The 15,760-nt window shown below is 62.3% G+C and carries 14 protein-coding genes; 6 read left to right on the top strand and 8 right to left on the bottom strand.

Annotation, left to right across the window (positions count from 1 at the left end; all coding sequences use genetic code 11):
* Nucleotides 1-5 precede the first annotated feature (5 nt).
* Nucleotides 6-1,475, top strand: coding sequence for a xylulokinase (gene xylB, locus LDL28_RS01310; protein ID WP_233056850.1), 1,470 nt, complete (start codon nt 6-8; stop codon nt 1,473-1,475).
* Between the two features lie 41 nt (nt 1,476-1,516).
* Here the strand turns inward: xylB and LDL28_RS01315 are convergent, their stop codons facing one another.
* The 7 genes from LDL28_RS01315 to LDL28_RS01345 form a co-directional block, all read right to left on the bottom strand.
* Entirely contained in the window at nt 1,517-2,779 is a 1,263-nt protein-coding gene (locus tag LDL28_RS01315) for an MFS transporter (RefSeq protein ID WP_233056851.1), read from the bottom strand.
* Between the two features lie 65 nt (nt 2,780-2,844).
* Complete coding sequence (locus LDL28_RS01320) at nt 2,845-3,768, bottom strand: DMT family transporter (RefSeq protein ID WP_233056852.1); 924 nt, start codon at nt 3,766-3,768, stop codon at nt 2,845-2,847.
* A 167-nt stretch (nt 3,769-3,935) separates the two neighbouring features.
* Complete coding sequence (locus tag LDL28_RS01325; protein ID WP_233056853.1) at nt 3,936-4,703, bottom strand: LamB/YcsF family protein; 768 nt, start codon at nt 4,701-4,703, stop codon at nt 3,936-3,938.
* Complete coding sequence (locus tag LDL28_RS01330; protein ID WP_233056854.1) at nt 4,700-5,710, bottom strand: biotin-dependent carboxyltransferase family protein; 1,011 nt, start codon at nt 5,708-5,710, stop codon at nt 4,700-4,702. The genes LDL28_RS01325 and LDL28_RS01330 overlap by 4 nt, the downstream gene beginning before the upstream one ends.
* On the bottom strand, nt 5,707-6,387 hold the full coding sequence (gene pxpB, locus LDL28_RS01335) for a 5-oxoprolinase subunit PxpB (protein ID WP_233056855.1): 681 nt from the start codon (nt 6,385-6,387) through the stop codon (nt 5,707-5,709). The genes LDL28_RS01330 and pxpB overlap by 4 nt, the downstream gene beginning before the upstream one ends.
* 412 nt (nt 6,388-6,799) lie before the next feature.
* The gene (locus tag LDL28_RS01340; RefSeq protein WP_233056856.1) at nt 6,800-8,197 is read right to left on the bottom strand and encodes a tetratricopeptide repeat protein; all 1,398 of its coding nucleotides are present in this window, start codon (nt 8,195-8,197) and stop codon (nt 6,800-6,802) included.
* A gap of 394 nt (nt 8,198-8,591) precedes the next feature.
* Nucleotides 8,592-9,380, bottom strand: a complete 789-nt coding sequence (locus tag LDL28_RS01345; RefSeq protein WP_233056857.1) for a hypothetical protein — start codon at nt 9,378-9,380, stop codon at nt 8,592-8,594.
* 214 nt (nt 9,381-9,594) lie between these two features.
* Here LDL28_RS01345 and LDL28_RS01350 point away from each other — a divergent pair, with 214 nt between their 5' ends.
* The 4 genes from LDL28_RS01350 to LDL28_RS01365 are packed head-to-tail and all read left to right on the top strand — an operon-like array spanning nt 9,595 to nt 12,618.
* Entirely contained in the window at nt 9,595-10,350 is a 756-nt protein-coding gene (locus tag LDL28_RS01350) for an SDR family oxidoreductase (protein WP_233056858.1), read from the top strand.
* A 5-nt stretch (nt 10,351-10,355) separates the two neighbouring features.
* The gene (locus LDL28_RS01355) at nt 10,356-10,799 is read left to right on the top strand and encodes a biotin/lipoyl-containing protein (protein WP_233056859.1); all 444 of its coding nucleotides are present in this window, start codon (nt 10,356-10,358) and stop codon (nt 10,797-10,799) included.
* Nucleotides 10,796-12,163 (top strand): acetyl-CoA carboxylase biotin carboxylase subunit, encoded by a 1,368-nt coding sequence (gene accC / locus LDL28_RS01360; protein WP_233056860.1) that lies wholly within the window; start codon nt 10,796-10,798, stop codon nt 12,161-12,163. Before LDL28_RS01355 ends, accC begins: the two co-directional genes overlap by 4 nt.
* A complete protein-coding gene (locus tag LDL28_RS01365) occupies nt 12,160-12,618 on the top strand; it encodes a biotin/lipoyl-containing protein (RefSeq protein WP_233056861.1) in 459 nt (152 codons plus the stop codon). The genes accC and LDL28_RS01365 overlap by 4 nt, the downstream gene beginning before the upstream one ends.
* Nucleotides 12,619-12,801: 183 nt before the next feature.
* Here the strand turns inward: LDL28_RS01365 and LDL28_RS01370 are convergent, their stop codons facing one another.
* Nucleotides 12,802-14,004: a pyridoxal phosphate-dependent aminotransferase gene (locus tag LDL28_RS01370; RefSeq protein WP_233056862.1), complete on the bottom strand. Its 1,203-nt coding sequence runs from the start codon at nt 14,002-14,004 to the stop codon at nt 12,802-12,804.
* 306 nt (nt 14,005-14,310) lie between these two features.
* Here LDL28_RS01370 and LDL28_RS01375 point away from each other — a divergent pair, with 306 nt between their 5' ends.
* On the top strand, nt 14,311-15,756 hold the full coding sequence (locus tag LDL28_RS01375) for an aspartate ammonia-lyase (protein ID WP_233059144.1): 1,446 nt from the start codon (nt 14,311-14,313) through the stop codon (nt 15,754-15,756).
* The last annotated feature ends 4 nt before the right edge of the window (nt 15,757-15,760 follow it).

Consider the following 15,760-nt stretch of genomic DNA (forward strand, 5'->3'; position numbering starts at 1 on the left):
TAATCATGTTTGTCGGGATAGATCTGGGCACATCGGCCCTGAAGGCCGTGCTGGTGGACGGCGCGCAGCAGGTGCTGGGCAGTTCCACCCAGCCGCTGCGGGTGAGTACCCCCCATACAGGCTGGAGCGAGCAGGCGCCACAGGACTGGTGGGCCGCGCTGATGGGCGCCATGGATGCGCTGGTGGCGGCTCACCCGCGGGAAATGGCCGGTGTAACCGGCATGGGCCTGTCGGGCCAGCAGCATGGCGCGGTCCTGCTGGATGGCCATGGCGAGGTGCTGCGGCCGTGCATATTATGGAATGACGAGCGTGCGGCGCGGGAATGTGCGGTGTTCGAACGCAGGTTCCCCCGGAGCCGACAGGTCTGCGGCACTATCGCCATGCCCGGTTTTACCGCGCCCAAGCTGATATGGGTCGCGCGGCATGAGCCTGACATCTTTCACGCAACCCGCCATGTGCTGCTGCCCAAGGCCTGGCTGCGCTACCGCCTGAGCGGTGAGATGCTTGAGGACATGTCCGATGCATCCGGTTCGCTATGGCTGGATGTGGGGCAACGGCAATGGTCGCGTGAGGCTCTGGATGCGACGGGCCTTGCCCCGGCGAACATGCCCGCGCTGGTGGAAGGCACCGAGCGCGCGGGCTGGCTGGATCAGGATCTGGCCCGGCGCTGGGGCATGAAAACGCGCCCGGTTATCGCGGGCAGCGCGGGTGACAATGCGGCCGGTGCGGTCGGGCTGGGGGCGGTCGGGGCTGGGGCGTCCTTTCTGTCGCTGGGCACGTCAGGGGTTGTCTGGGTCACAACGGATCGCTTCCGGCCGCATCCGGATGGCGGCGTGCATGCATTCTGCCATACCGTGCCGCGAACATGGCACCAGATGGGGGTGACGCTTTCGGCCGCGTCCTCGCTTGCTTGGTGGGCGCGGACAGCAGGCATGTCCATCGCTGACCTTCTGGCCGAGCTGCCAGCGGCGGTGGAACGGCCATCGCCCGTGGTGTTCCTGCCCTATCTGTCCGGGGATCGCACGCCGCATAACGATGCTGACATACGCGGGGTATTCGCGGGCCTGTCGCATGATACAACCCGCGCGGACATGACACAGGCGGTGCTGGAGGGGGTGGCGTTCTCGTTTCGTGATGTTGTGGATGTGCTGGCGCAGGCCGGTTCCGCCATCACTCAGGCCGACGTGATCGGGGGCGGTTCACGTAGCGCCCTATGGGTTTCCATACTGTCCACGGTTACCGGCCTGTCATTGCATAGGCTGGCGCATGGCGAGGTGGATGGCGCGTTTGGCGCGGCCCGGCTGGCACGTATTGCCGTGAGCGGGGAAAGTGTCACCGCAGTGTGCCTGCCACCGCAGCGCAAGGAAACCGTGGCCCCCGATCCCGCGCTGGGTGATGCCTATCATATCCAGCAGGCCCGTTATCGCGCCCTGTACCCGGCGATGCGCACGGCTTTTCCGCCCTGTGCGCCATGACAGGACCAGTGTGCCTGTCCTGTCATGGCATTCCGGGGGCCTTATCCCGCCCGTCCGTCCATCCGGATCGGGGTGCGCACCATGGCCAGCGACAGCAGGGCCGCGACAATCAGGGCCAGCGCGCACATATACCATGCCATGTCGAAGCTGCCGGTCCATGAGACGATATATCCGGTCAGGATGGGGGAGAGCAGCCCCAGCGAATTGCTGCATGTGAGTGTGACGCCCGTTACGGCACCCATCTTCCGCCCGTCTTCCACCATGTCGGTCAGCAGCGCGGTATTGGCGCCATTGGCCGCGATCAGGCAGGCCAGCGCGCCGGACAGCACCAGCAGGATGGGTGTCATGGTATGGAAATGCGGCAGCAGCCCGATTGTCGCCGCCCCGACAAGGCAGGTGGCGACGACAAAACGCCGGTGCGGCGGGTGGATACCGTTGCGGAAGACGAAATGCTCCAGTATCCGCCCGATAATGACCGCGCCAATGGCCGCCACCAGATAGCACAGGGCCGTACTGTTGCCGGTGCCGGTAATGTTGATGTGCAGTTCATGGATAAGGTACAGCGGCATCCACGACATGACCAGGAAGTTCAGGTAATTCTGCGTACACTGCACCACCAGTATCCCGATGAAGGAGGATGAGCGGAACAGGTTGCGTATTTCCCCGATCGAGATGGGTTTGCGCCGTGGCGCGTCGGCTTTTTCCTCCGGGTCGCGGTAAACCAGCCACCAGACCAGCGCCCACGCGATACCGACACAGCCCAGCGCCATGAACTCAAAGCGCCAGCCAAAGAAGGTGATGAGATAGGCCCCCGCGATCGTGCCACCGGCCAGGCCAAGCTGCATGCCGGTCAGCAGTATGGTCATGACCGATCCCCGCTCCCTGGGCAGCGCCCAGTTACGCACGACGGTCGCCCCCACGCCAAAGGTCGGGGCTTCCCCCACGCCCAGCAGCATCCGGGTGAGCAGGAACTGCGTAATGTTCTGCACCATGCCGCCCAGCAGCATGGCGAACGACCACACCCCCACGGCCAGACTGCCGATGGCGCGCGCGCCCACCATGTCGAGCACGATGGTGGAAGGCAGGTTGAGCAGGAAATACGACCACAGGAAACTGGACGAGACCCAGCCCATCTGCACCGGCGTCAGGGAAAATTCCTTGCCCATTGTCGGCAGGGCGATGGACAGCGCGGCACGGTCGCCATAGCTGATGGCGTACATCAGGAAGACGAGGAAGAAGAACACGTAGCGGGCGGGAATAGCACGCCTGCTTCGTGCGTCAGTGGCGGTTTCACCTGTTGTCACGCTGCGGGACTCCTGATGTGCCTTGAATTGACCATGGGGAAGGGGCTGCCACGTTCAGTGCCGGGTCATGGTGGGGTGCCCGTGGCCGCATCCATTGTTCCCTCGGCCACGATCTTGCGTTTCGCGGGGCGGTCATGGCGCAGCATCCACACGCCTGAGCCGATGATCAGCAGCCCACCCATCACCATGGCGATGCCGGGCATTTCCCCAAAGCCGAACCACCCGATGAGCGCGGCCCAAAGCAGCCCCGAATAGGCGAAGGGACCAATGGCTGAAACCTGTGCCGAGGCGAAGGCTTCGGTCTGCAGCACCTGCGCGATACCGGCGAAGGCCCCCACGGCGACAAGGCAGGCGGCCTCGGTCAGGCCGGGCGTAGTCCAGATGAAGGGCAGGGGCAGCGCGGTCATGACCGTCATCAGGATGGCCTGCCACAGGGCGATGGTGGTGCTGGATTCCGTGGCGGAAAGCTGGCGGATCTGCATGGTGGTCAGGGCGCCCACGGCCCCCTGCGCCAGCGCCATGAAATAGGCCCAGCTCGGGACGGCGCTGCCCGCGCCATGCAGCAGCCCCTTGCCCAGCGCGACCACGATCACGCCGGAAAACCCGATCGAGACCGCAACCCACCGCTGGAGCGACGGCCGTTCATGCAGGAGCGGGATGGACAGCAGGACCAGGAACAGTGGCTGCGTGTAGGACAGGACCTGCTGCTCCGCCAGTGGCAGGCGCGTTACGGTTATCACCACCATGATCATGCTGACCAGCCCGACAACCGAGCGCAGCACATGGCCCCCGAAATGATGTGTTTTCAGTACAATGCCCGTGCGCGCCGCGATCAGCAGCACGAAGGGCAGGGAAAACAGGTTTCGGAAGAAAATGATCTCAAGGGCGGGAAGGCTCGATCCTGTCAGTTTCTGCAGGGCATTGAGGGCGGCGGTAAAAAACGTCGCCGATGCCAGAAGGAGTGCCCCACGTTTCAGGTCATGCTTCATTTTGTCCGTACCTCAATGCACGACATGGACGAGGGCGCGCTTCATGAAGGATCAATGCCGGTCAATACCCCCTGCGTGTTTCACGTTGCGTTACCGTAACGCAGGGGGCCTGTTCCGGGTTATAGGAGTTCGTTGCCGGGTAATAAGAAATTCTTATGGCTGGGCCGTCAGTCCCCAAGCTCGCAGGCCGGGGTCAGCACGCCGCCGCTGACCTCGATTTCCGCGCGGATGGCGCGGGCCAGTTCCAGTGAACCGGGGGTGTCGCTATGTACCAGAATGGACCGGGCCCTGACCGGCAGGCGCGTGCCGTCGATGGTCGTGACGGACCCATCGTGCAGGAACTGGTTCACGCGGGCCCGTACGGATGCCAGATCATGGATGACCGCACCGGGCTGCCCGCGCGGAACCAGCGTGCCCTGTGTCGTATATGCCCGGTCGGCCAGGAACAGGGTCCGTGCCCGCAGCCCGGCTTTTTCAGCGGCCCGTTCCGTTGCCTGACCGGGCATGCAGAACACGCTCAGTTCCCGGTCCAGCGCGGCGATGGCGCGGGTCAGGCGCAGGGCGAGGGCTTCATCCGCATTGGCCATGTTACCGAACGCGGCATGGTAGCTGACATGCGTCACCCGATGGCCGTGGCGCGCGGCAATGCCCTGCAGGGCGCCGATCTGGTAGCACAGCATGGATTCCATATCCGCATCGGATACGGCCATGGCGCGCCGCCCGAAACCGGTCAGGTCCGGCAGGCCGGGATGTGCGCCGATACCAACGCCCTTTTCCTTCGCCAGCCGCACGGTGCGGTCCATGATGGCGTAGTCACCCGCATGGAAACCGCAGGCGATATTGGCCGAGGAGACGGTATCCATCAGCCCGTCATCATCGGCAATGCGCCAGCGGCCAAAGCCTTCGCCCATGTCGGAATTGAGGTCGATCTTCATGCCTTGTCTCCAGACTTTACACCAGTGCGGCGGCGGGCGGATGCGCGGTAATGGGCAACCATCATGCGCAGGTCGTCAAGATAGGCGTTGACCGGCCGCATGGCCGCGACACCCTGTTCGAAGCTGCATTCATGCAACTGGATGCGCGTGCCGATACGCGCCTGCGCCAGACGCCACAGGTCGGCTTCGATCACGGTGGCGATGCGGGGATAGCCGCCAACGGTATTGGCGTCGGCCAGTTGCACGATCGGCTCGCCCGCGGGCGGAACCTGCACGATACCGGCAACGACACCGTAGGAACGCAGCTCCACCCGATGGCGCAGCTCAAGCGGTTCGCCCGTCAGACGGTAGCCCACGCGATTGCTCTGGGGTGTGATGCGCCACTGGGTGTTCCACAGGCGTTCCTGTGCCTCAGGCGTAAAAAGCCCGTAATCGGTCGCTGTCATGGCGCGCAGGTGGATGAGCTTGCTGTCATCCTGCCCGGCTACGGTATCCAGAACCGTAGTGGGGGGAAGGGCGCCATAACCCGAGACCTCGGGCGGGGCGCCAGTAATTTCCAGCGTGTCACCCGCCTCCAGCGGGCGGCCGTCCAGCCCGCCAAAGCCGCCACGTAGCTGCGTGCTGCGCGAACCCAGCACAACCGGCACCTCGATCCCGCCCGTAACGCAGATATAGCCGCGCGCACCTTTTCGGGGTGGTCCCACGCGAAGTTCCTGCCCTGCCGCCGCCGTTGCGACCATCCATGGCAGGATGGTCAGGCCATCAAGCTCGATCACGGCGTCGATGCCGGTCACTACAAAGCTGGTCGCCGCGTCAAATCGCAGGGCGAACGGATAGGTCTGGAGCTCGATGCAGGCATCATCGACCTCATTGCCCAGCAGGATATTGCCCACCTGCAAGGCAAGGGGGTCCATCACCCCCGATGTGCCCACGCCGAGATCACGGTAACCGGGGCGACCCAGATCCTGCACCGTGTTCAGGGCTGATGTTTCAAGGATCGTAATCACAGCTCTATGCTTTCCGGATAAAAGCGGATGCGGTCGCCAACGGCAAACAGGGCGGGCGGCTGCCTGTCGGGATCAAACAGGCGCAACTCCGTATAACCGATGGAATTCCATCCATTAGGCCCGGTCAGCGCGGAAATGCCAGCCTGCATGCCGCCGATGATGACCGTCCCGGCCTGCATGTTCAGCGACGGCACGGTCTTGCGGGGCGTTGCGATGCGCGGATCCAGCCCGTGCAGGTACCCAAAGCCCGGCGCGCTGCCTATGGCGCAGACCGTGTACTCGCTGCCATGGTGGATGGAAATCACCTCCTGCGGCGGCAGGCCTGCATGGGCGCAGACCGCTGCAAGATCTTCACCCAGCGCGCCACCGTAGCGCACGCCGATTTCAAACAGGCGGCCCTCGATATGCCGTTCGGGCAGGGTGTCCCATGCATGGCGCAGCCACTCGGCCACGGCTTCGGGGCTTGCGGGCGGGGCGGAAAAGACCAGCATGAGGTTGGTCACGCCGGGAATAAGCTCCCGCACGTCGGGCCGGGCCCGCGCCGCGTCCATCAGTGCCCAGATGCGGCGCTGATGGGCCATGGTAAAATCACCCGGCGCCTCGAACAGCATGGCGCGCGTGCCGATCATGCTTATGGCAGGAGCCGCACCTGTATCGCGCTCCACATCGTTCTTCATATCCGTGTTCAAAATACACAGTCCCTGGAACAGTGCTGGTTCATGCCCTGAAAATGGCCGGCTCCGGCATTGATCCAGAACCGTAACGATACAAGTCTCGCGGCATCATGTGCCTGCCCTGAAAGTATGGGCGTTTGCGTAACGATAGCCAGCACAATTCTGGTTGTGAGGCTATCGGATAATCTTATGGATCAAGGTGCTAGTTGTTTGGTCCCGGGATTTGATCGGGGCAGATACGCCATGGCGGCGTCACGACCACGCACGCCGCCTGAGACTGCCCGCAGGTCTGGTGGGAACAGGGCGGCAGGGTGTCTGAAAACCCTTTTGCAGGGCAGGTGTGAGAGGCCTGTTGCGGCAGGCCACTCCGCATTCGGCGTTATGTCCGGGCCGTGAGATATGTTCGCCAGCCCGGTCAGTGGGCATTCTGGCGGGCTCGTGTTTTCAGGAACAGAGTCCACCAGTACTGGCTCTGGGCCTTGTCAATCGGTGCCGTGCCGTCCGGGACGTTGGTGCCGCTATAAACTAGGCTAAGGTCTCGCATTGCCTCGATGTTGTTGCCGTCTGCCGCTTTCTTCAGCAGTTCAATACCCTTGGCCGGATTGGCTTCTTCCCTGGGCATGCCGATCCGCATTACATAGTCCCAACCGGCCTTCTGCATGCCGACGACATTGCCGACATCGGTGGCTTTCAGATACATCCGGAGGCTTTTGGCGGAAGGGTTCTCGATATACAAAGGGTTGCTTGCGTACCAGTCCCCGGCCGCCACCATGGCATCGGAACTTCCGGTATTGGCGGCCTGTATATAAAGTTCTTCTGCTATTTCTTTGCCTTTTGGTCCACCTACGATGAACAGGTTGTCGCTGTCATAAAAATTCGCCAACTCGATTAGTGCCGCTGCATTTCCGGTTCTGGCGGCCTGCAGGAAATATTTGCTCGCGAGGGAATCATCTCTCGCCGTTCCGCCGATCCCGTGGTAGTAGAACCAGCCCAGCCGGTCCATTGCATCCGCATCACCGGCGGCGGCAGCTTTTGTGTACCACTCCTTCGCTGCGGCGTAGTCCTGCATCACGTTCATGCCCTGCTCATAGGACCGGCCGATTTCGTACATGGTTCTGGCATCGGTCTGTGGCACACCTTCCATGCCCGGGACCGGAGGCGGCGGTGTTGGCTGCGATGGCGCCGGAGCGGGGACTGCCGGAAGTGCATCCGCCGCGGCTTTCGGCTTCTGGTGATCGGGCTCGTTCAGGTAGGTATCGTCCTGTGTGAACGGGGCGGGCAGGTTATCAAGGTGCTGTGAGAGAACGCAGTCCCGTTTCATCGCCTTCATGGCGAAATAGGCCTTTGTCAGGTCCACCTTCCATGTCTGGCTCACGGGTGCCGAGATCGTCAGGGTGAGCACCCTTGCATCGGACAGGGAGCGGACCAGACCGGGAAGATCCTTCGCGTCCACAACGTGACTGACAGTGCCCGCATTGGCTGAGACAGCGGAAGCATAGCGCAGGGATGGGGTGTCATCGAATTTCATGTCAACAGTAACGTTGGCGTGATCAAGGGTGGAAGTCTTGTAGGCGGCATTGATAAGTAGGATCGCAACCTTGTTGTCATCGGAAGCCTGCACGGCAAAGCCAGCGCCCTCGGCAACCTTGGCCACGACGGTACATGAGCGAACGCCGTTGTCCGAACCGCCATAAACCATCCAGGGATCGATATATTCCTCGGCAATGCGGGATATTCCTGCTCGTGCGTCGCTTGCGATTATCGTAGTGCATGCAAGTGTGGCCAATAGCACGAAAGAAAAAGGCAGTTTCATCAAGTCACCTGATCAGGTCTGTGCCTCCGGGCTGGCCGGAAGGATGGAGAAAGCCGTGGTATGATAACCATGACGCGCCCTGATGACGAGACTGCTTGGCGAACCGGATATTATTATCGGTCAGGATGGTATGGACCTGAAAGGGCACGACACGCAGAATATGGCGATGCGGCACGGAGCGTGCCTGATACAGTTGGATATGCTGATGAAAGGTGCATGTCATCGCTTCGCCTGCCCCGTGCAGGGACGGTAAGCGCGGTTTTCTGGACCAGCCTTCTGGTCCTTCCGCCACAGCGTACCATATTGCCATGACGTATCCATTCCATGGAGGTGTTACTTAAAAATTGTGGAATGTAATGTCATGGCGAGGCGTATCATTTATCAATATTCAAATTCAGTTTTTCCCGATAATCTGTTTGTAAGAAAACTCGATCATGGAAATGCCTGAGTTCGATCTGTTGGCTATGTCCATCGCCTGCGCCAGGGCCGAAGTATTAATGCCTTCATGGCTGTATGCGTATTTCAGGTTGAGATAGGCGTCATAGTCCTGCGACAATACAAAATTGACCTCGTTATAATCAACAACTCCCCTTTTGGTCCATTTTGCGGTCTGGGAATCAAACAGGGGTTTCCCCCAGGAAAAACCACCAATCTTCTGCGCTGTTTCTACAAGTCTGGCGTAACCTTCCCTTTCCTCATTGATGCAGTAATTCTCCATTTCCTGGTCGAGAACCCCTCTCTTGGTCCACTGTTCCGCACATGACTGGTTCGTGGCGGCTGCATCATACGGGTACATTTCAATACGATCAGGACCCGGCAACTCATCAAGGAAAGCTTTGGCGGAACTGTCGGTACTTTGGGGCTGCGCCGACGCCATGACTGGCTGCTGCAACCCGGTAGCGGTTTTTATGGTGTGCTGGTGTAAACTGGAAATAAAGACCGCAATTATAAATATAATACCTATTATAGATCCAACCGAATAGAAAATGAATTGAAGAATTTTCACGATAAAGGGTCTCACAGCAACAATGTGCGATGGGATACCAGATAATCCGGCCGCCTTGAACAGATTTTTGTGGGGTCGGGTGTAGGGATCTGCTTGGATATGCCGCGCTCGCTCCAGCGGATGAACCGGATATGGAATATCTTGCGTGGCCCCAACCCTCGGGGCGCGCCCTTTCACTGCAATCCTTCATAGAGAACTGAAATACATATGGATCATATCGTAAGGTGGTCTGGTCCAGCGGGGTTATCGTATTATGTTATGGCGTGAGAACGAAGTGCTCTTGGCGCGCGTTGGACGTGCTCGTTAGCATGGGATGAATATTTGAGCATCCGGCATCCATTCAGGGGCCGGGTGATGTTGTTTCTCTAGTTCAGGATCGGGTTTTCTTACCATGGGCAACCAGCCGTATCGTACCGCTCTCGTCACTGGCGCATCCTCCGGCATCGGGGCGGCGATTGTCCGCCGGCTGGCGGCGGAAGGGATTGAAGTGCATGCCGTGGCGCGTGACGCGGCGCGGCTGGAAAAACTGGCGCAGGAGACCGGCTGTATCGCGCATGCGGTCAGCGTGTCCGACCAGGCCGGGATCGAAGCCCTGATCAGCGATCTCGAGATTGACGTGCTGGTCAACAATGCCGGGCAGTCGCGCACGGGCAACATCGCCAACACCACGCCGGAGGATATCGACGCGCTGGTGGATGTGAACCTGCGCGCGGTGCTGCAGCTTACACGGCTGGTGGTGGCGGGCATGATCGCGCGCGACCGGGGGCATATCGTCAACATCACCTCCATTGCCGGGCATTATGCCTTTGCCGGTGGCAACACCGTCTATCATGCCACCAAGGCCGGTGTGCATTCGCTGTCGCAGCAACTGCGCTGCGATCTGTTCGGACGCCACATCCGCGTGACCGAAGTCTCGCCCGCGCGCGTGGAGACCGAAGTGTTCGGCCGCCTGATCGGCAATATGGAAGAGGCGAAGAAGCGTTTCTTTGACGAATATGATTCCCTGCTGCCCGAGGATATCGCCAACTCCGTGGCCTTTGCCGTCATGGCGCCGCAGCGCATGAATGTCAGCTTCATGGAAGTGCTGCCGACCATGCAGGTGGTGGGCGGCCTGAACTTCGCCAAGAAGACAGCCGGCGCGGCGTGAGAGCGGTGGATCTCACGCATGTCAGGCGGCTGATCGACCTGCTGGCCCATGCCCCGGTAACGGAGCTTGAGGTGGAGGAAGGCGGCTGCCGCATCCGCATCACCCGCGGGGGCGCGCCATCGGCAGCCCCGGCCACACCCACCACGCCGGTCGTGAGCGTGGCCCCCGTGCCGGTGGAGGCCGCCCTTCCGGCGGCATTGCCCGACGCGGTGGCGGAGACGGTCATCACGGCGCCCTCCTACGGGGTGTTCCACCTCTCGCCATCTCCCGGCGCGGCGCCTTACGTCATTGTGGGGCAGGTCGTGCAGGTCGGGCAGGAAGTGGGGCTGGTCGAGGCCATGAAGGTGTTCAATGCGGTTCGCGCCACGGCTGCGGGCGAGATCGCGGCCGTGCTGGTGGAAGACGGCACGGAAGTGGAGGCAGGCACCCCCCTGTTCCGACTGGCATGAGTGAGATCCCACGCTTCAGCCGGGTGCTGATCGCCAATCGCGGCGAGATCGCCCTGCGCATCCAGCGCGCCTGCCGCCAGCTCGGGCTTGAGACGGTGGCCGTGCATTCCGAGGCCGATGCCGACAGCCGCCATGTGCACGAGGCCGATATGGCCCTGTGCATCGGTCCCGCCGCCGCGGCCCGCAGCTATCTCGACCCCGACGGGCTGCTGCTTGCCGCCCGCCTGACGGGCGCGCAGGCCATCCATCCCGGTTATGGTTTCCTGTCGGAAAATGCTGATTTTGCCGATGCGGTGGAAGCTGCCGGCCTGACCTTCATCGGGCCGACAGGGGCGTCCATCCGCATGATGGGCGACAAGATCACCGCCAAGCGCGCCATGCGCGAGGCCGGGGTGCCCTGCGTGCCCGGTTCGGACGGGCCGCTGCCCGCCGATATGGACGCGGTGAAGGCCATTGCGCTGCAGGTGGGCTTTCCGGTCATCGTCAAGGCTTCGGGCGGTGGTGGCGGGCGCGGCATGCGTGTGGTCGAGCGTGAGGCGGACCTGGCGCAGGCGGTCACGCTCACGGCCAAGGAGGCCCAGCAGGCCTTTGGCAACCCGACGCTGTATCTCGAACGCTTCATGCAGAAGCCGCGCCATATCGAGATTCAGGTGCTGTGCGACACGCACGGCACGGCGCTATGGCTGGGCGCGCGCGACTGCTCCTTGCAGCGCCGCCACCAGAAAGTGCTGGAGGAAGCCTCCGCCCCCGGCATCGCCCCCGAGACGATTGCCCAGATCGGCGAACGCTGCGCCGAGGCCTGCCGCCGCATCGGCTACCGGGGCGCGGGGACGTTCGAATTCCTGTATGAGGACGGTGTCTTCGCCTTTATCGAGATGAACACCCGCGTACAGGTCGAACACCCCATTACGGAAGAGACGACGGGCATCGACATCGTGGCCCAGCAACTGCGCATTGCCCAGGGCGAACCGCTTGGCATCGCGCAGGCGGACATCGGGCTGCTGGGGCATTCCATTGAATGCCGCCTCAATGCCGAGGACCCGTTCACCTTCATGCCCTCGCCGGGCACCATCACGCGTTGGGACCTGCCCGGTGGCCCGGGAATCCGGGTCGATACGCATGTGGTGGCGGGCTATACGGTGCAGCCTTATTATGACTCGCTGATCGGCAAGATCATCAGTCATGGCGCCACACGTGCGCAGGCGATCGCGCGGATGCGGGTGGCGCTGGCGGAAATGCGGGTGGAAGGGGTCTCGACCAATATCGCCCTGCATCAGGACCTGCTGGCGGACCCACAGTTCCAGCGCGGCGGGGTTGATATCCATTACCTTGAACGCTGGCTTGCGCAAAGGACGGCCCCATGAACACCCGGCCCGAACAACTGGTGCCCGCCTTTGACCGGCTGCCCGAGCCCGAACAGATCGCCCAGATGGCGACATGGCTGGCGCAGGCGGGGCTCGACAGCCTCGAACTGTCGAATGAGGCAGCGGGGCTGAAGCTGCGCATCCGCGTGGGGCAGGCTGCTATAGCTGCGGTTTCCCCCACCGTTGCGGCCCCACCGGCGCAGGCCGGGACGGCGATGGTTGCGGTAAAGGCCCCGTATTTTGGCCATCTGTGCCTGACCCATCCGTTGCGTGACGCGCCCTTCGCCCCAGTCGGGGCAAAGGTGGGGCAGGGGGACGTGGTGGCGCTGCTGACACTCGACACCCTGCAGGTTCCCGTGCCGGCGCCCGTGGCGGGTACGGTGGTGGATATCGTGGCCCAGCCCGACGCGTTGGTGGGTTATGGCGCGGTTATCCTGAACATCCAGCCTGACTGACCTGATCCGGGGTGGACGCCGCCTTTGTTCAAAAAGGCGGCGTTGCCTGAAGCTTTCCTCAATAATTTAGGGGATGTTCCGCAGGCCGTATTGTCCTGTTCTTACGTTGCCTCCCAACCCGGATCATAAAAAAAGCCGGAGCCTCCCATGGGGCTCCGGCTTTCTGGTTTTGGGGGGGCGGGCTTACTTCAGCCCGTCCACAAAGGCTGCGATCCGGCGGCAGCCTTCGCGCAGCGTGGCCGTGTCGGTGGCGTAGGAGATGCGGAAGAACGGGCTCATCCCGTAAGCCGCCCCCTGCACGGACGCCACCTGCTGTTCTTCCAGCAGCGCCATGACGAAGTCGGCGTCGGTAGCGATCAGTCGCCCCCCCGCCGAGGTCTTGCCCATGCAGGCACTGATGTCTGGATAGACATAGAACGCGCCCTGCGGCGTATGGCACTGCACGCCGGGAATGGCGTTGAGCAGGCTGACCACAAGGTCGCGCCGGGCCTGGTATTCGGCGGCACGGTCCTTCAGGTAATCCTGCGGGCCGTTGAGTGCGGCCACGGCGGCTGCCTGCGCCAGCGTGTTGATGCCGCTGGTTGACTGGCCCTGCATGTTGTTCATGGCCGCGATCAGTTCACGCGGGCCGCCACAGTAGCCCACGCGCCAGCCGGTCATGGCATAGGCCTTGGACACGCCATTGACGGTCAGCACGCGGTCCTTGAGCCGTGGCTCGACCTCGGCCAGCGTGCAGAAGGTGAACCCGTCATAGATCAGGTGTTCGTAGATATCATCGGTCATGATCCACACCTGCGGGTGCTTCAGCAGGACGGCGGCGATGGCCTCCATGTCCGCGCGCGGGCAGCATGCGCCGGTCGGGTTGCCGGGGAAGTTGAGGACCAGCCATTTGGTCCTGGGCGTAATGGCGGCCTCCAGGGCTTCGGCCGACAGGCGAAAACCGCTTCCGGCGGGGCAGGGCACGGACACGATGCTGGCGCCGGCAAGGCGGGCGATGTCGGCATAGCTGATCCAGCTTGGGGTGGGCAGGACCACCTCGTCACCGGGGTTGATGGTGGCCATCATGGCGTCATAGATGATCTGCTTGGCGCCGTTGGCCACCAGGATCTCGTCAAGTGCGTAATCAAGGTGGTTCTCGCGCTGGAACTTGGCCTGCACCGCCTTCTTGAGCGCGGGCTTGCCGTCCTGCGGCGGGTATTTGGTGTCTCCCGCATGTGCCGCGGCAATGGCGGCTTCCACCACATGTCCGGGCGTGGGGAAGTCAGGTTCGCCCGAGGAGAGGCTGACGATCTTCAGCCCTTCGGCCTTCAGCACCGATGCCTTGTCGGTCATCGCGGCGGAAGCCGAAATCCCAATTCCATTCAGTCGATCCGCAAACCCAGGCATCTGACGCTCTCTCCACTTTTAATCATGCAACGCAATACATGCTCTCGCCACATCGTAAATGGTTTCGACGCCAGTTAGATACCGACGAAAATTGTCTGGCCCCATACAACAATCCTATGAGGTCAGGACGCACCCACCCCCATAGGATCGGGAGAAAGACAAGAAATGGCGCATAATCATGCGCGCTCCGGCCTGCCTTTGTTCGGGCCGGGATTTTTCTGGCATTATTCCAAACGTGGATAGACCGAAATGACTAATATGCCCCTGCCCGCAAAAGATGCTGCGCCCCGCGTGCCCACGGGGCAGATGGCGCCTGCGGGGCAGGGGGACGGGCCGCCGCCCGGCAGCCGCATCGAGCGTGACCTGCTGGGTGAGGTCACGATTCCGGCTGGAGTCTTGTGGGGTGTGCATACAGGGCGCGCGGTTGAGAATTTTCCCATAAGCGGCACGACCATCGGTACGTTTGGGGAACTGGTTCAGGGGCTGGTGACCGTCAAGCAGGCGGCGGCAAGGGCCAATTTCGCCCTGGGCTATCTGGACAGGACGCGCGCCGACGCCATCGAGGCCGCATGCGTGCGGATACGGGACAACCCCGCCTATCGTGACCAGTTCGTGGTGGACGCCATGCAGGGTGGGGCCGGTACTTCCACCAACATGAACGCCAATGAGGTCATTGCCAACGTGGCCCTTGGGCTGCTGGGCGAAAAACCGGGCGCGTATGCCGTGCTGCACCCCAACGACCATGTCAACATGGCGCAGTCCACCAATGATGTTTACCCAACCGCGCTCAGGCTGGGCATGCTGCTGGCGGTTGATCCGCTGGTGGCGGCGCTTGAGGGGCTGCTCGGAGCGCTGGATGAAAAGGCGCGGGCGTTCGGCGCGATCCTGAAGGTGGGCCGCACGCAGTTGCGTGATGCCGTGCCCATGACACTGGGGCAGGAATTCAGGGCTTTCCATACCGCCATCGCGACGGAAATCAGAAGCATAAAGGCGCATGCCACCGCTTTTGAGCAGGTCAATCTGGGGGGCACCGCCATTGGCACGGGGCTGAATACCGACCCGCGTTATGCCCCGACCGTCATGGCGGAGCTGCGCGCCCTGACCGGGCGGCCCATGACCGGTTCGCCGGACCTGATCGAGGCGACATCCGATGTGGGGGCCTTTGTCCTCTTTTCCGGTGTGCTCAAGCGACTGGCGCTGAAGCTGTCCAAGATGTCCAGCGACCTGCGCCTGCTTTCCAGCGGGCCACGAGCAGGCCTGGGTGAAATCGTGCTGCCTGCGGTGCAGGCGGGATCCTCCATCATGCCGGGCAAGGTCAATCCCGTCATACCCGAGGCGGTCAACCAGGTGGCCTATCTTGTGGCCGGCCATGACCTGACCATTACCATGTGCGCCGATGGCGGCCAGTTGCAGCTCAATCCATTCGAGCCGATGATTGGCTACTGCCTGTTCACGTCCATCAGGATTTTACGTGCGGCTACGGAAACCCTGACAACGCGGTGCATTAGCGGCATTTCAGCCGATCGGGAGCGTTGCCAGTATCTGTCCGGCATCAATATCGGGATCATCACGGCGCTGGTGCCGGTATTGGGTTATGATACCTGCTCGACCATTGCCAGGCGCGCGCTGGCGGAAAACCGCAAGGTGACTGACCTGATCGTGGAGGAGGAACTGCTCTCTCCCCAACGGCTGGCGGAACTGCTGCGCCCCGATGCGCTGACCAGCCCCAATGTGGGCAGGCAGGCAGGCTGAACGT

The organism is Komagataeibacter sp. FNDCR2 (assembly GCF_021295395.1).
Classification (GTDB): Bacteria; Pseudomonadota; Alphaproteobacteria; order Acetobacterales; family Acetobacteraceae; genus Komagataeibacter.

Bases quoted from the DNA above. Each gene is read 5' to 3' on its own strand.
- xylB (WP_233056850.1), top strand. From the start codon at position 6: ATGTTTGTCGGGATAGATCTGGGCACATCGGCCCTGAAGGCCGTGCTG.
- LDL28_RS01320 (WP_233056852.1), bottom strand. From the start codon at position 3,768: ATGAAGCATGACCTGAAACGTGGGGCACTCCTTCTGGCATCGGCGACG.
- LDL28_RS01325 (WP_233056853.1), bottom strand. From the start codon at position 4,703: ATGAAGATCGACCTCAATTCCGACATGGGCGAAGGCTTTGGCCGCTGG.
- pxpB (WP_233056855.1), bottom strand. From the start codon at position 6,387: ATGAAGAACGATGTGGAGCGCGATACAGGTGCGGCTCCTGCCATAAGC.
- LDL28_RS01340 (WP_233056856.1), bottom strand. From the start codon at position 8,197: ATGAAACTGCCTTTTTCTTTCGTGCTATTGGCCACACTTGCATGCACT.
- LDL28_RS01350 (WP_233056858.1), top strand. From the start codon at position 9,595: ATGGGCAACCAGCCGTATCGTACCGCTCTCGTCACTGGCGCATCCTCC.
- accC (WP_233056860.1), top strand. From the start codon at position 10,796: ATGAGTGAGATCCCACGCTTCAGCCGGGTGCTGATCGCCAATCGCGGC.
- LDL28_RS01365 (WP_233056861.1), top strand. From the start codon at position 12,160: ATGAACACCCGGCCCGAACAACTGGTGCCCGCCTTTGACCGGCTGCCC.
- LDL28_RS01370 (WP_233056862.1), bottom strand. From the start codon at position 14,004: ATGCCTGGGTTTGCGGATCGACTGAATGGAATTGGGATTTCGGCTTCC.
- LDL28_RS01375 (WP_233059144.1), top strand. From the start codon at position 14,311: ATGGCGCCTGCGGGGCAGGGGGACGGGCCGCCGCCCGGCAGCCGCATC.